This is a genomic window from Blastococcus sp. SYSU DS0617 (assembly GCF_054051075.1).
This window is the reverse complement of sequence record NZ_JBJHAO010000007.1, coordinates 167,687-183,850: the sequence shown is the minus strand read 5'-3', so window position 1 is coordinate 183,850 and position 16,164 is coordinate 167,687. Positions and strand designations below refer to the sequence as shown.

Annotated in this window: 9 protein-coding genes and 1 pseudogene; 5 read left to right on the top strand and 5 right to left on the bottom strand. The window is 73.5% G+C overall.

From position 1 onward, the window contains the following. Positions 1–140 precede the first annotated feature (140 nt). The 3 genes and pseudogenes from fdh (at position 141) to nrfD (ending at position 5,505) form a co-directional block, all read left to right on the top strand. Positions 141–3,422, top strand: a pseudogene (fdh, locus tag ACI793_RS10515) (formate dehydrogenase). Next, positions 3,419–4,456, top strand: a complete 1,038-nt coding sequence (locus ACI793_RS10510; RefSeq protein ID WP_456606318.1) for a 4Fe-4S dicluster domain-containing protein — start codon at positions 3,419–3,421, stop codon at positions 4,454–4,456. Before fdh ends, ACI793_RS10510 begins: the two are co-directional and overlap by 4 nt. Before the next feature lie 113 nt (positions 4,457–4,569). Then, complete coding sequence (gene nrfD / locus ACI793_RS10505) at positions 4,570–5,505, top strand: NrfD/PsrC family molybdoenzyme membrane anchor subunit (RefSeq protein ID WP_456606317.1); 936 nt, start codon at positions 4,570–4,572, stop codon at positions 5,503–5,505. Between the two features lie 33 nt (positions 5,506–5,538). Here nrfD and ACI793_RS10500 read toward each other — a convergent pair whose 3' ends face one another. From ACI793_RS10500 to ACI793_RS10490, 3 genes are all read right to left on the bottom strand, one after another. Continuing rightward, on the bottom strand, positions 5,539–7,344 hold the full coding sequence (locus ACI793_RS10500) for a glycoside hydrolase family 15 protein (RefSeq protein ID WP_456606316.1): 1,806 nt from the start codon (positions 7,342–7,344) through the stop codon (positions 5,539–5,541). Positions 7,345–7,347: 3 nt separating this feature from the next. After that, complete coding sequence (locus tag ACI793_RS10495) at positions 7,348–8,373, bottom strand: SDR family oxidoreductase (protein WP_456606315.1); 1,026 nt, start codon at positions 8,371–8,373, stop codon at positions 7,348–7,350. A gap of 148 nt (positions 8,374–8,521) precedes the next feature. Further along, a complete protein-coding gene (locus ACI793_RS10490) occupies positions 8,522–9,061 on the bottom strand; it encodes a hypothetical protein (protein WP_456606314.1) in 540 nt (179 codons plus the stop codon). Between the two features lie 225 nt (positions 9,062–9,286). On the opposite strand from ACI793_RS10490, the gene ACI793_RS10485 reads away from it, so the two are divergent. Further along, positions 9,287–9,673 (top strand): DUF2267 domain-containing protein, encoded by a 387-nt coding sequence (locus ACI793_RS10485; protein ID WP_456606313.1) that lies wholly within the window; start codon positions 9,287–9,289, stop codon positions 9,671–9,673. Between the two features lie 55 nt (positions 9,674–9,728). On the opposite strand, the gene ACI793_RS10480 is transcribed toward ACI793_RS10485, so the two are convergent. Continuing rightward, complete coding sequence (locus ACI793_RS10480) at positions 9,729–11,486, bottom strand: MDR family MFS transporter (protein ID WP_456606312.1); 1,758 nt, start codon at positions 11,484–11,486, stop codon at positions 9,729–9,731. Next, entirely contained in the window at positions 11,483–11,995 is a 513-nt protein-coding gene (locus ACI793_RS10475; RefSeq protein ID WP_456606311.1) for a MarR family winged helix-turn-helix transcriptional regulator, read from the bottom strand. The genes ACI793_RS10480 and ACI793_RS10475 overlap by 4 nt, the downstream gene beginning before the upstream one ends. A gap of 195 nt (positions 11,996–12,190) precedes the next feature. On the opposite strand from ACI793_RS10475, the gene hrpA reads away from it, so the two are divergent. Continuing rightward, positions 12,191–16,156 (top strand): ATP-dependent RNA helicase HrpA, encoded by a 3,966-nt coding sequence (gene hrpA, locus ACI793_RS10470; protein WP_456606310.1) that lies wholly within the window; start codon positions 12,191–12,193, stop codon positions 16,154–16,156. Positions 16,157–16,164 lie beyond the last annotated feature (8 nt).

Here is a 16,164-nt window from a genome sequence, read left to right as displayed (position 1 = left end):
CGGCGCAGCGCGGAGGTGCACGTCCCGGGGGCGGTGGCTAGGGTCGGACGTGGCAGCCGGCGGAGCGCACGAGTGCGACCGGGACCCGTGCCTGACGCCGTCGTCCCGTCCCTCGCGGGCGGAGGTCAGCGGGAGGCTTGATGAAGACCTGGCTGGACGCGTGGCCGGTGTTCCGGCAGCTCACCGGGGACGATCCTCTCGGCCGCGGTGAGGCGGTCCGCAGCAAGCGGACCCGGGAGCTGACGCCGCGCACGGCCACCGCCGACCGGGTGGTGCAGAGCGTCTGCCCCTACTGCGCGGTGGGCTGCAGCCAGCGGGTCTTCGTCCAGGACGAGCGGGTCACCCAGATCGAGGGCGACCCCGACTCGCCGATCAGCCGCGGCCGGCTGTGCCCCAAGGGGGCGGCCAGCAAGAGCCTGGTCACCAGCCCCACGCGGGAGACGAAGGTCCGGTACCGCCGGCCCCACGGCACGCAGTGGGAGGACCTGGACCTCGACACGGCGATGGACATGATCGCCGACCGGGTGATCCGCACCCGTCGCGAGACGTGGCAGGACGAGGTCGACGGCAAGCGCGTCAACCGCACCATGGGGATAGCGAGCCTCGGAGGGGCGACCCTCGACAACGAGGAGAACTACCTCATGAAGAAGCTCTACACGGCGCTGGGCGCGGTGCAGGTCGAGAACCAGGCCCGCATATAGCACTCCTCCACGGTCCCCGGTCTGGGGACCTCGTTCGGACGCGGCGGCGCGACGATGCCGCAGCAGGACCTGGCCAACTCCGACTGCATCGTCATCCAGGGCTCGAACATGGCCGAGGCCCACCCGGTGGGCTTCCAGTGGGTGATGGAGGCCAAGGCGCGGGGCGCGACGGTCATCCACGTCGACCCGCGGTTCACCCGGACCAGTGCGCTGGCCGACGTGCACGTCCCCCTGCGCGCGGGCAGCGACATCGCCTTCCTCGGCGGGCTGATCAACCACGTGCTGTCCAACGGGTTGGAGTTCCGGGAGTACGTCGCCGCCTACACCAACGCGGCGGCCATCCTGCGCGAGGACTTCAGCGACACCGAGGACCTCGACGGGCTGTTCTCCGGCTACGACCCCGAGCAGGGGCAGTACGACGAGAGGACGTGGCAGTACGAGGGCACGGAGGTCGCCGCCGCGGCCGGGCAGCGCCAGGCGCCGAAACCCGGCGCGTCCGGCGTCTCCGCCGCGCGGCAGGCCGACGCGGAGGAGCACGCGGAGGGCGGCTCGGAGCAGTCGGGCAGCGGCGGCCTGCCCATCGCCGGCAAGCCCCGCCGCGACGAGACGCTCCAGCACCCCCGGTGCGTCTTCCAGGTGCTCAAGCGGCACTACGCGCGCTACACCCCGGAGATGGTGCAGGAGGTCTGCGGCATCGAACCGGCGGTGTTCCGGAAGGTCGCGGATGCGCTGACCGCCAACTCCGGCCGCGAGCGCACCAGCGCCTTCGTCTACTCGGTCGGCTGGACCCAGCACACCGTCGGTGTCCAGTACATCCGCGCCGCGAGCGTGCTGCAGGCGCTGCTGGGCAACATGGGCCGGCCGGGCGGGGGCATCCTGGCGCTGCGCGGGCACGCGAGCATCCAGGGCTCGACCGACATCCCCACCCTCTACAACATCCTCCCCGGCTACATCCCCATGCCGCACGCCCGCGAGGACCGCGACCTGGACGACTTCGTCGCCGAGGCATCGGGCTCCGTCGGCTACTGGGGCAACATGCGGACGTACGCGGTCAGTCTGCTCAAGGCGTGGTGGGGCGACGCCGCGCAGCCGGAGAACGACTTCTGCTTCGACCACCTGCCCCGGCTGACCGGCGACCACAGCAACTACACGACGATCGCCGAGCAGATCCAGGGCACCGTCCCCGGCTACTTCCTCGTGGGGGAGAACCCGGTCGTCGGCAACGCGAACGGGAAGATGTCCCGGCTCGGCCTGGCCAACCTGGAATGGCTGGTCGTCCGGGACCTGCAGATGATCGAGTCGGCGACGTTCTGGGAGAACGGTCCGGAGATCGAGACCGGTGAGCTGGTGACCGAGCAGATCCCCACCGAGGTGTTCTTCCTGCCCGCGGCGGCGCACGTGGAGAAGGACGGCTCGTTCACCAACACCCAGCGGCTGCTGCAGTGGCACTCCCAGGCCGTGGAGCCGCAGGAGGACTGCCGCAGCGACCTGTGGTTCTACTTCCACCTGGGCCGCATCATCCGCGAGAAGCTGGCCGGGTCCACCGACCCGCGGGACCGGCCGATCCTGGACCTCACCTGGGACTACCCGACCCATGGCCCGCACGACGAGCCCAGCGCGCACGCGGTGCTCCGGGAGATCAGCGGGACAGGGCCGGACGGCACGGCGGTCTCGGGCTACACCGAGCTCGCGGACGACGGCTCGACCAGCTGCGGCTGCTGGATCTACTCCGGCGTCTTCGCCGACGAGATCAACCAGGCCAACCGCAAGAAGCCGCACACCGAGCAGGACCTGGTGGCGCCGGAGTGGGGCTGGGCGTGGCCGATGAACCGCCGCGTCCTCTACAACCGCGCCTCGGCCGATCCGGATGGCCGGCCGTGGAGCGAGCGGAAGAAGTACGTGTACTGGGACGAGGACGCCGGGACGTGGACCGGGCCCGACGTCCCGGACTTCCAGGCCACCAAGCGGCCCGACTACGTCCCGCCCGAGGGCGCCACGGCCGAGGACGCGCTGGCGGGCACGGACCCGTTCATCATGCAGGGCGACGGGAAGGCGTGGCTGTTCGTGCCGGCCGGGCTGGCGGACGGGCCGATGCCGACCCACTACGAGCCCGCCGAGTCACCGGTGCCCAACCCGCTGTACGAGCGGCAGGCCAACCCGGCGCGCAAGGAGCTGCGGGGAGCCTGGAACCGGGCCAACCCGGCGATGAACGACGTCTACCCGTTCGTCGTCACCACCTACCGGCTCACCGAGCACCACACCGCCGGCGGGATGAGCCGTACGCTGCCCTACCTCGCCGAGCTGCAGCCCGAGTTCTTCTGCGAGGTCAGCCCCCAGCTGGCCGCCGAGCGGGGGCTGGAGCACATGGGCTGGGCCACGCTGGTCAGCGCGCGCAACGCCATCGAGGCCCGGGTCCTGGTCACCGAGCGGATGCGCCCGCTGCGGATCGCCGGCGGCGAGGTGCACCAGATCGGCCTCCCGTACCACTGGGGCCAGAACGGCATCACGACCGGCGACTCGGCGAACGAGCTGCTCGGCGTGGTGATGGATCCCAACGTGCACATCCAGGAGTCCAAGGTCGCCACCTGCGACATCCGGCCCGGCCGGCGGCCCCGGGGGCCGGCGCTGGTCGAGTTCGTCGAGGACCACCGCCGCCGGGCCGGGGTGCGCAGCGGCCTGCTCGGCCACAACGGGCGTGCGCCCATCGAGGAGCAGTCATGACGACGGTCAGCTCGGCGAGCACCGCCTTCTCCGGCGACGACCCGCACAACCGGTTGTTCGGCCCGGTCCCCGACGTGGCCGGCGACCGGGGGTACGCCGACGACCACCCGCCACGGGTCGGTTTCTTCACCGACACGTCGGTGTGCATCGGCTGCAAGGCGTGCGAGGTGGCGTGCAAGGAGTGGAACACGCTCCCGATGGACGACGCCGAGGGCAACCGCGCGCAGCTCGGGCTCACCGGGGCGTCGTACGACAACACCGGCCTGCTCGGCGCCAACAGCTGGCGGCACGTGGCCTTCGTCGAGCAGAGCCGCGCCGTCGACCTCCCCATGCCGACCGTGGGCGCGCCGGGGACGGTCGGCGGTCAGCGGCCGCTGGAGGACCCGCCCGTCGTCCACTCGCAGGTGCCGGCGTCGGCCACCACGGCCGAGCAGAGCGCGCCGCAGCAGACGCAGTCGGCCGACCGGGAGATCCGGTGGCTGATGAGCTCGGACGTCTGCAAGCACTGCACGCACGCCGCCTGCCTGGACGTCTGCCCGACCGGTTCCCTCTTCCGCACCGAGTTCGGCACCGTCGTGGTGCAGGAGGACATCTGCAACGGCTGCGGCTACTGCGTGCCCGCCTGCCCCTACGGCGTGATCGACAAGCGACAGGACGACGGCCGGGTCTTCAAGTGCACCCTCTGCTACGACCGGCTGGGCGACGGGCTGCAGCCCGCGTGCGCGAGCGCCTGCCCCACCGAGTCGATCCAGTTCGGCGACCTCGACGAGCTCCGGGCGAGGGCCGACGCCCGGCTGGCGGCGCTGCAGGAGAAGGGGGTCGAGGGCGCCCGGCTGTACGGGCGCGACGAGGACGACGGCGTCGGTGGCGCGGGCGCCTTCTTCCTGCTGCTCGACGAGCCGGAGGTGTACGGCCTCCCGCCGGACCCGGTGGTGACCACCCGCGACCTGCCGTCGATGTGGCGGCACGTCGCTGCCGGCGCGGCGATGGTGGTCGGCGTGGTGGCGTCGGCGTTCGTCGGGCGACGCCGGTGACGGCGGCCGACGGCCTTCCCGGGGCGGGGTGGCGCCGGGCGGACGGGCCACCGGCTCAGGACCGGGAGCGACGTCGCCGCTCGGGGAGCCGGCCGCCGCGCCCCGGCGAATCGGTGGTCGGGGAGGCGGAGTTCACCTCCTACTACGGGCGGCCGGTGATCAAGCCGCCGGTGTGGAAGACCCCGGACGTGCCGCTGTACCTCTTCCTCGGTGGGGCGGCCGGCTCGTCGGCGCTGCTGGGCACGATGGCCGAACTGACCGGCCGCCCCGGCCTCGCGCGGGCCGCGCACCTGACCGCCGGGGGTGGGGCGCTCTCGTCGGTGGCCTTCCTCATCCACGACCTGGGCCGGCCGGCGCGGTTCCTCTACATGCTGCGGGTGCTCAAGCCGACGTCGCCGCTGTCGGTGGGGTCCTGGATCCTGGCGCCGTTCAGCGCTCTCGCCACGGCGACGGCGGGCGCCCACCTGCTGGGTCGCTTCCCGCGCCTGCGGATGCTCACCGGGGTGGGGGCGGCGGTGCTCGGCGGGCCGATGACCACCTACACGGCGGCGCTGCTCTCCGACACCGCGGTGCCCTCGTGGCACGAGGTGCACCGGGAACTGCCGCTGGCCTTCGCCGGTTCCGCCATGGCCGCCGGGGGTGGCATCGCCACGGCGTGCACCCCGGTCGCGGAAGCAGGGCCGGCCCGGAAGGTCGCCGTGGCCGGTGCGGCGATCGAGCTGGGGATGATGCACCGGATCGAGCACGGCCACGGGCTGGTGAGCGAGCCCTACCGCGCCGGCCGTCCCGGACGGTTGCTGACGACGGCCCGGGCCTGCACGCTGGCCGGGACGGCGCTGACGCTGGCCGCCGGCCGGCGCCGGCTACCGGCGGTGCTCGGGGGCGCGCTCCTGGCGGCCGGCTCCGCGCTCACCCGCTTCGGTGTCTTCGACGCGGGCATGGCCAGCGCGAAGGACCCGAGGTACACCGTCGAGCCGCAGCGTGCCCGGGCAGCGGAGCGGGACGCCGCGGCCGCGGACGCGAGCGCACCGGCCGGCGCCGCCACCTGAGGCGCGGAGGCGTGCGGGCGACCGGCCGCCGGGTCACCCGGACGCCGGCTCCGGCGCGGGTCGTTCGGCCGGGTGCGTGCCGCTGAGGTGACGGGCGGCGTTGACCAGGCCGACATGGCTGAACGCCTGCGGGACGTTGCCGAGCTGGCGGCCGAGCCGGGTGTCGTACTCCTCGCTCAACAGCCCCACGTCGTTGCGCAGGCCGAGCAGCCGCTCGAACAACTGCGTCGCCTCGGCTCGACGTCCGGTGCCGTTCAGCGCGTCGACCAGCCAGAAGCTGCAGGCGAGGAAGGCGCCCTCGGGGCCCGGCAGCCCGTCGTCGCTGTCCTCGGCCTCCGGCCGGTACCGCAGCAGGAGGCCGTCCTCGGACAGCTCGCGGCGGACGGCCTCGACGGTGCCGATCACCCGGGGGTCGTCCCACCCGAGAAACCCGAACCGGGGGATGAGCAGCAGGGCCGCGTCCAGCCCCCGCGAGCCGTAGGACTGGGTGAACGTGCCGCGCTCGGCGTCGTAGCCCCTCGTGCAGACGTCGGCGTGGATCTCGCTGCGCAGTGCCCGCCAGCGGTCCACCGGGCCGTCGAGGCCCTGCTGCTCCACCGCCCGCACCGCGCTGTCGACCCCGGCCCAGGCCATGACCTTGCTGTGCACGAAGTGCCGCCGCGTGGTGCGCACCTCCCACAGGCCGTTGTCGGGCTCCTCCCACGCGCCCTCCAGATAGTCCAGGAGCTCCCGCTGGAGGGACCACGCGTCCGCGCTGTGCGGCATGCCGGCCTCGCGGGCCAGGTGCAGGCCGTCGAGCACCTCGCCCCAGACGTCGAGCTGGAACTGGTCGGCCGCGCCGTTCCCGATCCGTACCGGTGCCGAGCCCTCGTAGCCGGCCAGCCAGGGCAGCTCGTGCTCCGGCAGGCGCCGGGTCCCGTCGACGCCGTACATGATCCGCAGGTCGGCCGGGTCCCCGGCCACCGCGCGCAGCAGCCAGTCACGCCACGCCCGCGCCTCGTGCACGTAGCCGGTGCCGAGGAGGGCCTGCAGGGTGAACGTGGCGTCCCGGAGCCAGGTGTAGCGGTAGTCCCAGTTGCGCACCCCGCCCAGTTTCTCGGGCAGGGAGGTCGTGGCTGCGGCGACGATGCCACCGGTGGGTGCGTAGGTCAGTGCTTTCAGGGTGATCAGGGAGCGGCGGACGGCGTCGTCCCACCGCCCGGAGTAGTCGCATCGGCCGATCCAGTCGGCCCAGAACGCCTCGGTGTCGGCGAGCGCCGCCTCGGGATCCAGGGCCCGGGGACGCGGGCGGTAGGACGCCCCGTGGCTGAGCACGAAAGGCACGCGTTCCCCCGCGCCGACCTCGAACTCCGCCCCCGCGGTGCCGTCGTGCTGCTCGAGGGGGACCGGGGTGCGCAGCCACAGCGCGTCCGGTCCCGCGACGGCGACGACGTCGTCGCCCTCGGGATAGGTCCACGGGCGGAGCTGGCCGTAGTCGAACCGCGGCCGCAGGACCGTCCGCATCCGCACCCGGCCGGAGCGCCCCGCGACGATCCGGACGACGTCGGCGGCCTCGCCGCGCAGGGGCATGAGGTCGACGACGTCGACCGAGCCGTCGGGCGTCTCCCACGTCGTCTCCAGCACCAGCGAGTCCCCGCGGTACCGGCGGCCGGTGCAGGTGGCCGTCCCGCTGGGCGCCAGCAGCCAGCGTCCCGCGCGGTCGTCGTCCAGCAGCGCGGCGAAGCACGCGGGGGAGTCGAAGCGGGGCAGGCACAGCCAGTCCAGAGAACCGTCGCGCCCCACGAGCGCGGCGGTCTGCAGGTCACCGATCAGCGCGTAGTCCTCGATCCGCCGCGCCATCGGTCACCGAGCGCGGCGCCAGGCGGCCAGCGCCGTCGCCAGGAGCCCGGCGCCGGTGGCCGCGACGGTCCCGTGGTGGCGGGAGAGCCAGATCTGCGGATCCCGGTCGCGGGTCCGGTGCCGGAAGCTGCCCCGGGCGCCGAAGTCGCGGCCGTCGCGGCCGTCGGCCGGCTCCCAGAGGTTCACCGGGTCGTCCGCCGACGCCGGCTCCCCCCGCTGCTGTCCCTCGTAGCCGTTGCGGGCGAGGTAGCGGTCGAGGAACTGCGGCCAGACCTTGTTGCCCAGGATGGTCCAGACCGTCGGGTTGCCCACCCACCACGCACGGCGGCGCGGGTGCTCGCTGGCGTGCACCAGCGCTTCGGCCATCATGTCCACGGGGTAGATCGGCGGCACGGGCTGAGGGCGTTCGGGCAGCTTGTTCAGCACCCAGTCGAACTGCGGGGTGTTCACGCCGGGCAGGTTCACCATCGTCACGTGGACGTTGCTGCCGTCGTGCCGCAGCTCGGTCAGCAACGACTCGGTGAACCCCTTGATGGCGTGCTTGGCGCCGCAGTACACGCTCTGCAGCGGGATGCCCCGGTAGGCCAGTGCCGAGCCGGTCTGCACGATCACCCCGCGGTCGCGGGGCTTCATCCGCCGCAGGGCGGACATGGTGCCGTGGACGAAGCCGAGATAGGTGACCCGGGTGACCCGTTCCCACTCCTCGGCGGTGATCTGCTCGAACGGTGCGAAGACCGTGCTGAAGGCGACGTTGCACCAGACGTCGATGGGGCCGAGCTCGTCCTCGACCCGCGCCGCGGCCGCCTCCACGGCCGCGGCGTCGGCGACGTCGACCGGGATCACCAGCGGGGTCCCGCCGGCGGCCCGCACGTCGTCCGCGGCGGCGGCCAGCCCGGTCTCGCCGCGGGCGAGCAGGGCGACCCGGTCACTCCTGCGCGCGAAGGCGACCGCGGTGGCCCGTCCGATCCCCCCGCTGGCGCCGGTCACGACGACGACCCGGCCGCTCCCGGCCTCTTCCGCTGCGCGCACCGCTGACCTCCCGTGGTTGTCGCGGCGCGGGCCCCGCCCGGCCGCACGAAATGGCGCCGCGCCCGGGGGTGCGGCGCCATCGGCCCTACCGGTGTGCACGGGGGGACGGGGTGGCAAACCCCGGGCCGGGGATCGACCGCTCGCCGGGTCAGCCGTCGGCGGCCTCGTCGGGGGCGTGGTCGTTCCCGCCGAAGACGCGCGCGGCGACCTCGCGCCGGGTGGTGGTGAGCCAGGCGTGCTGCCGGTTGGCCTGCTCGACCAGCCCGTCGAGCTCGGCCTTGTCGAGGCGGTCGTCGGCGTCGGCCACCTCCCGGAGGCTCTCGAAGCCGCTGCGCTTGGCCCGGACGGCGGAGGCGAGGAACTCGAACTCGACCAGGTCGCTCAGCGGCGAGCGGCTCAGCAGCCGCCCGTTGAGCTTCAGCCGCGACACCTTCTCGCCGAACCACAACGCGACCTGCTTGTGCCGCTGGACCGGCAGACCGAGGGTGTCCATGGTGGCGCGCAGCGCGGCCTTCTCCTCGTGCAACTCGGCCAGCAGTTGTTCGAGCGGCGCCGCGTACGGCGTCCCCCGGTGCACGTCCAGCATCCGCCGGACCAGCTCGATGCCCCCGGTCGAGGCGGCCAGGTGGTCGTTGCAGTAGATGGCCAGCAGATCGACGTTGTGCAGGCCGGCGGGCGGTTGGGACACGGGACCTCCAGCATGGAAACGGCAGCGTTCGAGCCCACTCTCCCAGCCGACGGGCCACCGCGCCCTCCCGCGGAGTGGTCACGGGATCGTCAACCGGGCCGGTCGCATCGGCGCGCCGCGACCGGGTAGGCCCTCTGCGGCGCCGAAGACGAGGCGCCGTGCACGACACCCTGGCGGGTCGGTGGGAACCGCCGGCCCCGGATCCGCACCACCGGGAGGAACGCCGTGAAGGCACACGAGTTCACGTCCGCCGTCCAGGACACCGCACGGATCGACACCCACGAGCACGCGGAGCAGGCCGTCCGCGCCACCCTGACCGTGCTCGGGCAGCGCCTCTCCACCGAGGCCGGTGACCTGGCCGCGCAGCTGCCGGGCGAGTTCGCCGACTGCCTGCCGCCCGGCGGCGGCAACGAGCGGTTCGACCTCGACGAGTTCTACCGCCGGGTGGCGGCCGAGGAAGGGCAGGGCTGCACCCCGGAGCAGGCCCGCCAGCACGCGCGTGCGGTGACCGCCGCCGTGCGGGAGGCCGTCGGGCCCGAGTACCGCCACGTGCTCGCGCAGCTGCCCGATGACTACGCGGACCTGCTGCACACGGAGAACGTCCACCACTGACCGCACTGCTGGGGCCGGCCTGCCGGGGCCGGGGTTCCCCGGCCCTGGCACCCGATCAGCGCGAGGGGTCGTCGCCCGGTCGGCCCACCGGGGGCGGGACCGACGTCGGCGCGGCGGCGCCGACCGCCTCCACGGCCTCCTCGGCCGGGTCCCCGGGGTCGCTGGTCGCCGTGCCCGCAGCCTCGCCCTGACGGGCCTGGATGCCGGACTTGTCGCTCAGCGGCAGCTCCGGGAGGAAGAGGAACACGAAGAACCCGATCGCCACGATCCCGGCGGCGATGAGGAACACCAGGTCGATCGAGGCGGTGAAGCCCTCGCGGAACGGCGTCACCAGCAGCGGGAACTCCGCGATGCGCGTGGTGTCGGACGTGACCTCCTCCAGGCCCGCCTGCTGGAGCTGCAGGGCCTGCTGGGCGGCCGCGGGATCGGCCGCCGCCGCCTCGGTGATCCGGTCGCCGATCTCCTGGGGGAGCCGGGTGAACAGCAGGGACAGGAACGCCGCAGCGCCGATCGTGCCGCCCATCTGCCGGAAGAACGTGACCGACGACGTCGCCACGCCCATCTCCCGCGGGGAGACGGCGTTCTGCACGGCGAGGATGACCGGCTGGAAGTTGAACCCCAGGCCCAGGCCCAGCATGACCATGAAGGGCACCAGGGCCCACACCGAGGTGTCGACGCCGACGACGAACGACATGGACACCAGCGCGACCACCATCAGCGCGATGCCGACCAGTGGGAAAGCCTTGTACCTGCCGGTCTTCGAGATCGCGATGCCCGAGCTCATCGCCCCGGTCATGATCCCGAGGACGAGGGGGACCATCTGGAGCCCGGCGACGGTGGCGCTGGAGCCCTGCACGATCTGCAGGTACTGGGGCAGGAGCAGCAGCCCGCCGAACATGCCGGCGCCCATCACGATCGACCCGATGCCGCTGACGGTGAAGCTCCGGTTGCGGAAGAGTCGCAGGGGGAGCAGTGCGTCGTCGCGGTAGGCCCGCTCGGCGAGCACGAAGAGGGCGAAGCCGACCGCCCCGATGGCGTAGCAGAGCACCGCCCGCCCGGACGTCCAGCCCCAGATCCGGCCCTGCTCGGCCACGACCAGCAGCGGCACCAGGAAGGTGATCAGCGCCAGCGCCCCGGGCCAGTCGATGCGGTGCTCGCGGCGCTCGTGCGGCAGGTGCAGCACCCGCCAGACCGCGACGAAGGCGAGCGCGCCCAGCGGCACGTTGACGTAGAAGATCCAGCGCCAGCCGTCGATGCCCAGCAGCGAGGACTGGCCGGCGAGGGAGCCGCCGATGACGGGCCCCAGCACGCTCGAGGTGCCGAAGACGGCCATGAAGTAGCCCTGGTACCTCGAGCGCTCGCGCGGGGGCACGATGTCCCCGATGATCGCCAGCGCCAGCGACATCAGCCCACCGGCGCCGATGCCCTGCACCGCCCGGAACGCCGCCAGCTGGTACATCGTGCCGGCCATGCCGCAGAGGATCGAGCCGATGATGAAGACGCCGATCGCGAACAGGTAGAACGGCCGGCGACCGTAGATGTCGGAGAGCTTCCCGTACAGCGGCGTGGCGATCGTCGAGGTGATGAGGAACGCCGTCGTCGCCCAGGCCTGCAGGTCGTAGCCCTGCAGGTCGTCGGCGATGGTCCGGATCGCGGTGGAGACGACCGTCTGGTCCAGGGCGGCCAGGAACATCGCCACCATCAGCCCGGCGAGGATCGTGACGATCTGACGGTGGGTGAACGCGCCGTCGGCGTCGGGCGCCGCTGCGCTGCGCCGCCGGGCCCCCCGCTCGGCTGCGGTGGTCTGGCTCATCGGAGGTCTCCTGGGACGTGCGTGGCGGCCGCGTCACCCGGCAGGGCGGCGGCGAGGTCGTCGAGGAAGCGGTCGAGCAGGTCGCTGAACGCGGCGAGGTCGTCGTCGCCCCAGGCAGTGGTGATGCGGTCGACGACCGCGGCACGGTCCCGGCCCAGCTGCTCGAGGGCGGCGAGGCCGGCGTCGGTCACCACCAGCCGGGTGGCGCGGCCGTCGGACTCGTCGGCCACCCGCCGCACCAGCCCCTCCTCGACCAGGGCGGCGACGTGCCGGCTCACGGTCGAGGGATCGGCGCGCACCTGCTCGGCCAGCGCGCCCTGGCGGAGCGGCCCCAGCTGCACCAGCGGGGCGAGCAGCACGAGTGCCGCCCGGTCGCGCGGGTCGGAGGACAGATGCACCTTGGCCGCGGAGATCAGCCGCAGGAGGCGCGGCAACTGCTCCGACAGCGCCCCGACCGAGCGGTCGCGAGGAGCGGCAGCAGTCGTGGCTGGGCCGGCGGAGCGGGACATGACGGCCCTTCGGGCTGGAGCGGGAACGTCAGCGATCGTAGAATCGGTTGTTGGATGCAAGCAACCAGTTGCGCACTGCATCGACTGTGATCCTGCCGACGTCGCGAGCGCCACCGGCCCGCAGTGGGATCCTGGGTACGCGCGGCGCGAGGCCCGCCGTACCCCTGACCATCCCGAGAGGAACGCGAGCACCCGGTGAGTTCTCCGCAGGACGACCTCCGCGCGCGCCTCGCGACCCTCACGCTGGCCGACGAGCATCGGTTGCGCCGCCGTCTGGACGGGCTGCGGAAGACCCGTGACCCCGCGGCGCGGGAGCGCCAGCGCGAGCGGATCGTGGCCGACGTCGCCGCCGCGGAGGAGCGCATCGCCCGCAGGCAGGCCGCGGTGCCCGCGATCTCCTACCCCGAGGACCTCCCGGTCAGCGCGCGCCGCGACGACATCGCCGCCGCCCTGCGCGACGCCCAGGTCGTCGTGGTCGCGGGCGAGACCGGCTCGGGCAAGACGACGCAGCTGCCGAAGATCGCGCTCGAGCTGGGCCGGGGCGTGCGCGGCCGGATCGGGCACACCCAGCCCCGCCGGATCGCCGCCCGCAGCGTCGCGGAGCGGATCGCCGAGGAGCTGGGCGCCCCGCTCGGCGAGGCCGTCGGCTACAAGATGCGCTTCAACGACCAGGTGAGCGAGTCCACGCTGGTCAAGCTCATGACCGACGGCGTCCTGCTGGCCGAGATCCAGCGCGACCGGCTGCTGCGCCAGTACGACACGATCATCCTCGACGAGGCCCACGAGCGGAGCCTCAACATCGACTTCCTGCTGGGCTACCTGGCGCAGATCCTGCCCCGGCGCCCGGACCTCAAGCTGGTCATCACCTCCGCGACGATCGACGTCGAGCGGGTGGCCGCCCACTTCAGCGGCGCGCCGATCGTCGAGGTCAGCGGGCGCACCTACCCGGTCGAGGTGCGCTACCGCCCGGTCGTCGACCCGGACGACGAGGACGCGGACGAGGACCGCGACCAGGTGTCGGCGATCCTGGAGGCCGTCGACGAGCTGACCGCCGAGGGGCCCGGCGACATCCTGGTCTTCCTCGCCGGCGAGCGGGAGATCCGCGACACCCAGGACGCGCTCGGGGAGCGGGGCCTCCCGAACACGGAGGTCGTGCCGCTCTACTCCCGCCTGTCGGCCGCCGACCAGCACAAGGTCTTCGCCCCGCACACCGGACGGCGGATCGTGCTGGCGACCAACGTCGCCGAGACCTCCCTGACCGTCCCGGGCATCCGCTACGTGATCGACCCGGGCAGCGCGCGGATCTCCCGGTACAGCCATCGCACCAAGGTGCAGCGGCTGCCGATCGAGGCGGTCAGCCAGGCCTCCGCGCGGCAGCGCTCGGGCCGGTGCGGCCGGCTGGGGCCCGGCATCGCGATCCGGCTGTACACCGAGGCCGACTTCGAGGCGCGGCCCGAGTTCACCGACCCGGAGATCCTGCGCACCAACCTCGCCTCCGTGCTGCTGCAGATGGCCGCCCTGGACCTCGGTCCGGTGGAGGAGTTCCCCTTCGTCGACCCGCCGGACCGACGGGCGGTCGCCGACGGCCTGGCCCTGCTGGAGGAGCTGGGCGCCCTCGACGAGCAGGGCGCGCTCACGTCCACCGGCCGGTCGCTGGCGGCGCTCCCGCTGGACCCCCGCATCGCCCGCATGGTGGTCGAGGCCGATCGCCGCGGCGTGCTGGAGGAGGTCCTGGTCATCGCGGCGGGCCTCACCATCCAGGACCCGCGCGAGCGCCCCACGGAACACCAGCAGGCCGCCGACGAGCTGCACCGCCGCTTCGCCGACGAGAACTCCGACTTCCTCGCGCTGCTCAACCTGTGGCGCTACCTGGCGGAGCAGGCCGAGGCCCTGTCGGGCAACCAGTTCCGCCGCACGGTGAAGCGGGAGTTCCTGCACTACCTGCGCATCCGCGAGTGGCAGGACCTGCACGGTCAGCTCCGCGGCACCGTCCGCCGGCTCGGGATGAACCTGGGTGAGGCCGCGACCGAGCCGGACGAGCGCGGCATCACGGCGTCCCTGCTGGCCGGCCTGCTGTCGCAGGTGGGGATGCAGGCCGAGCTCGGCCCGGGGCGGAGGGGTGGGCAGGAGACGCAGCAGCGGGACGGCAAGCCGGGACGGCCCGGACGGGAGTACCTCGGGACCCGCAACACCCGGTTCGTGCTCGCGCCGGGCACCCCGCTGGCGAAGAAGCCGCCGCGCTGGGTGGTCGCCGCCGAGCTGGTGGAGACCAGCCGGCTGTTCGCGCGCACGGTCGCCCGGATCGACCCCGAGACCGTCGAGAAGCTCGCCGACCACCTGGTCAAGCGGCAGTACTCCGAGCCGCGGTGGGACGCCAAGCGCGGCTCCGTCGTCGCCACCGAGCGGGTCACCCTCTACGGCCTGCCGCTCGTGGTCGGCCGGCGGGTGCAGTACGGCTCGATCGACCCCGAGGTGAGCCGCGAGCTGTTCATCCGGCACGCGCTGGTGCAGGGGGAGTGGACGACGCACCACCGCTTCTGGGCCGACAACGCCCGCGCGATCGAGCAGGTCGCCCAGCTGGAGGAGCGCGCCCGCCGGCGGGACATCGCCGTCGACGACGAGACGCTGTTCGAGCTCTACGACGCCCGGGTCCCCGCCGACGTCGTCTCCACCCGGCACTTCGACCGCTGGTGGAAGCGCGCCCGGCACGAGACGCCCGACCTGCTCACCTTCACGCCGGAGATGCTGACCAACGCCGCGGCGGCCGGTCAGGTGCGGGTGGAGGACTTCCCGGACGAGGTGCCGCTGACCCAGGCGCTGACCCTGCCGCTGTCCTACGCGTTCGCCCCGGGAGCGCCGGAGGACGGCGTCACCGTCGACGTTCCCCTCGGGATGCTGGACACGGTGGTCGGCGCGACGTCGGGGGAGTCGCTCGCGTTCACCGTCCCGGGGCTGCGCGAGGAGCTGGTGACCGCACTGCTGCGCACCCTGCCCAAGCAGCAGCGCCGCGCGCTCGTGCCGATCCCCGACCGGGTCCGGCAGGTGCTGCCGCACATCGATCCGGGTGAGCCGCTGCTGCCGGCGCTGGAGCGCGAGCTACGGCGGGCCGCGGGCGTCGTCGTCCCGCCCGACGCGTGGCAGCCCGCGCAGGTGCCCGACCACCTGCGCGCCACGTTCCGGGTGCTCGACGACCAGCAGCGCCCGCTGGCCACCGGCAAGGACCTCGCCGCGCTCAAGGCGCAGGTGGCCCCGCAGGCGCGGGCCACGCTGGCCGCCGCGGCGGCCTCGGTCGAGCGCAGCCGGATGACCACCTGGGACGTGGGCACGCTGCCGCGGACGGTCCAGGTGCGCCGTGGCGACCACCTGGTCACCGCCTATCCCGCCCTGGTCGACGAGGGGGAGACGGTCGGCGTCCGCGTCGTCCCCACCGAGGTGGAGGCCACCCGGCTCACCTGGCGGGGGGCGCGGCGGCTGCTGGTGCTCGTCGCCGGCTCGCCCACGAAGCAGGTGGTGAAGAGCCTCGGCCCGCGCACCCGGCTGGCGCTGCAGTTCAACCCGGACGGCGAGATCCCGGCCCTGGTCGACGACTGCGTGGACGCCGCCGCGGTGGAGCTGATCGCCGCGGCCGGTGGCCCACCGCGGGACCAGGCGGCCTTCGACGCGCTGGTGACGACGGCGAAGCGGGAGCTGCACCCGCTCACGGCCGACACGGTCCAGAAGGTGGAGGCGGTCCTCACCCAGGCGCGGGAGGTCGCGGTCGCGATCGGGGCGGCGCCCGGACGGCGGGTGCCCGAGGCGGCGGTCGCCGACCTGCGGCGGCAGATGACCGGCCTGCTGCACCGCGGCTTCGTCGCCTCGGCCGGCCGACGCCGGCTGCCCGATCTGGTCCGCTATCTGCGGGCGATGGCCCACCGGCTGGAGAAGCTGCCCGCCAACGCCATCCGGGACGAGCTGTGGACGGCGCAGCTGGCGGGGGTGGTTGCCGAGTACGAGCAGCTGCGCGCCCAGGTCCCCTCGACCGGGGCGCCCGACGACCCGGTGGCGCGGGTGCGCTGGATGATCGAGGAGCTGCGGGTCGGGCTGTTCGCCCAGGGCATCGGCACACCGCGCCCGATCAGCGAGCAGCGCGTCTACAAGGCGATCGACGCGCTCATCGCCTGACGGCTCGC

Coding starts and splice junctions, on each gene's coding strand:
- ACI793_RS10510 (WP_456606318.1), top strand. CDS start 3,419: ATGACGACGGTCAGCTCGGCGAGCACCGCCTTCTCCGGCGACGACCCG.
- ACI793_RS10500 (WP_456606316.1), bottom strand. CDS start 7,344: ATGGCGCGGCGGATCGAGGACTACGCGCTGATCGGTGACCTGCAGACC.
- ACI793_RS10480 (WP_456606312.1), bottom strand. CDS start 11,486: ATGAGCCAGACCACCGCAGCCGAGCGGGGGGCCCGGCGGCGCAGCGCA.
- ACI793_RS10475 (WP_456606311.1), bottom strand. CDS start 11,995: ATGTCCCGCTCCGCCGGCCCAGCCACGACTGCTGCCGCTCCTCGCGAC.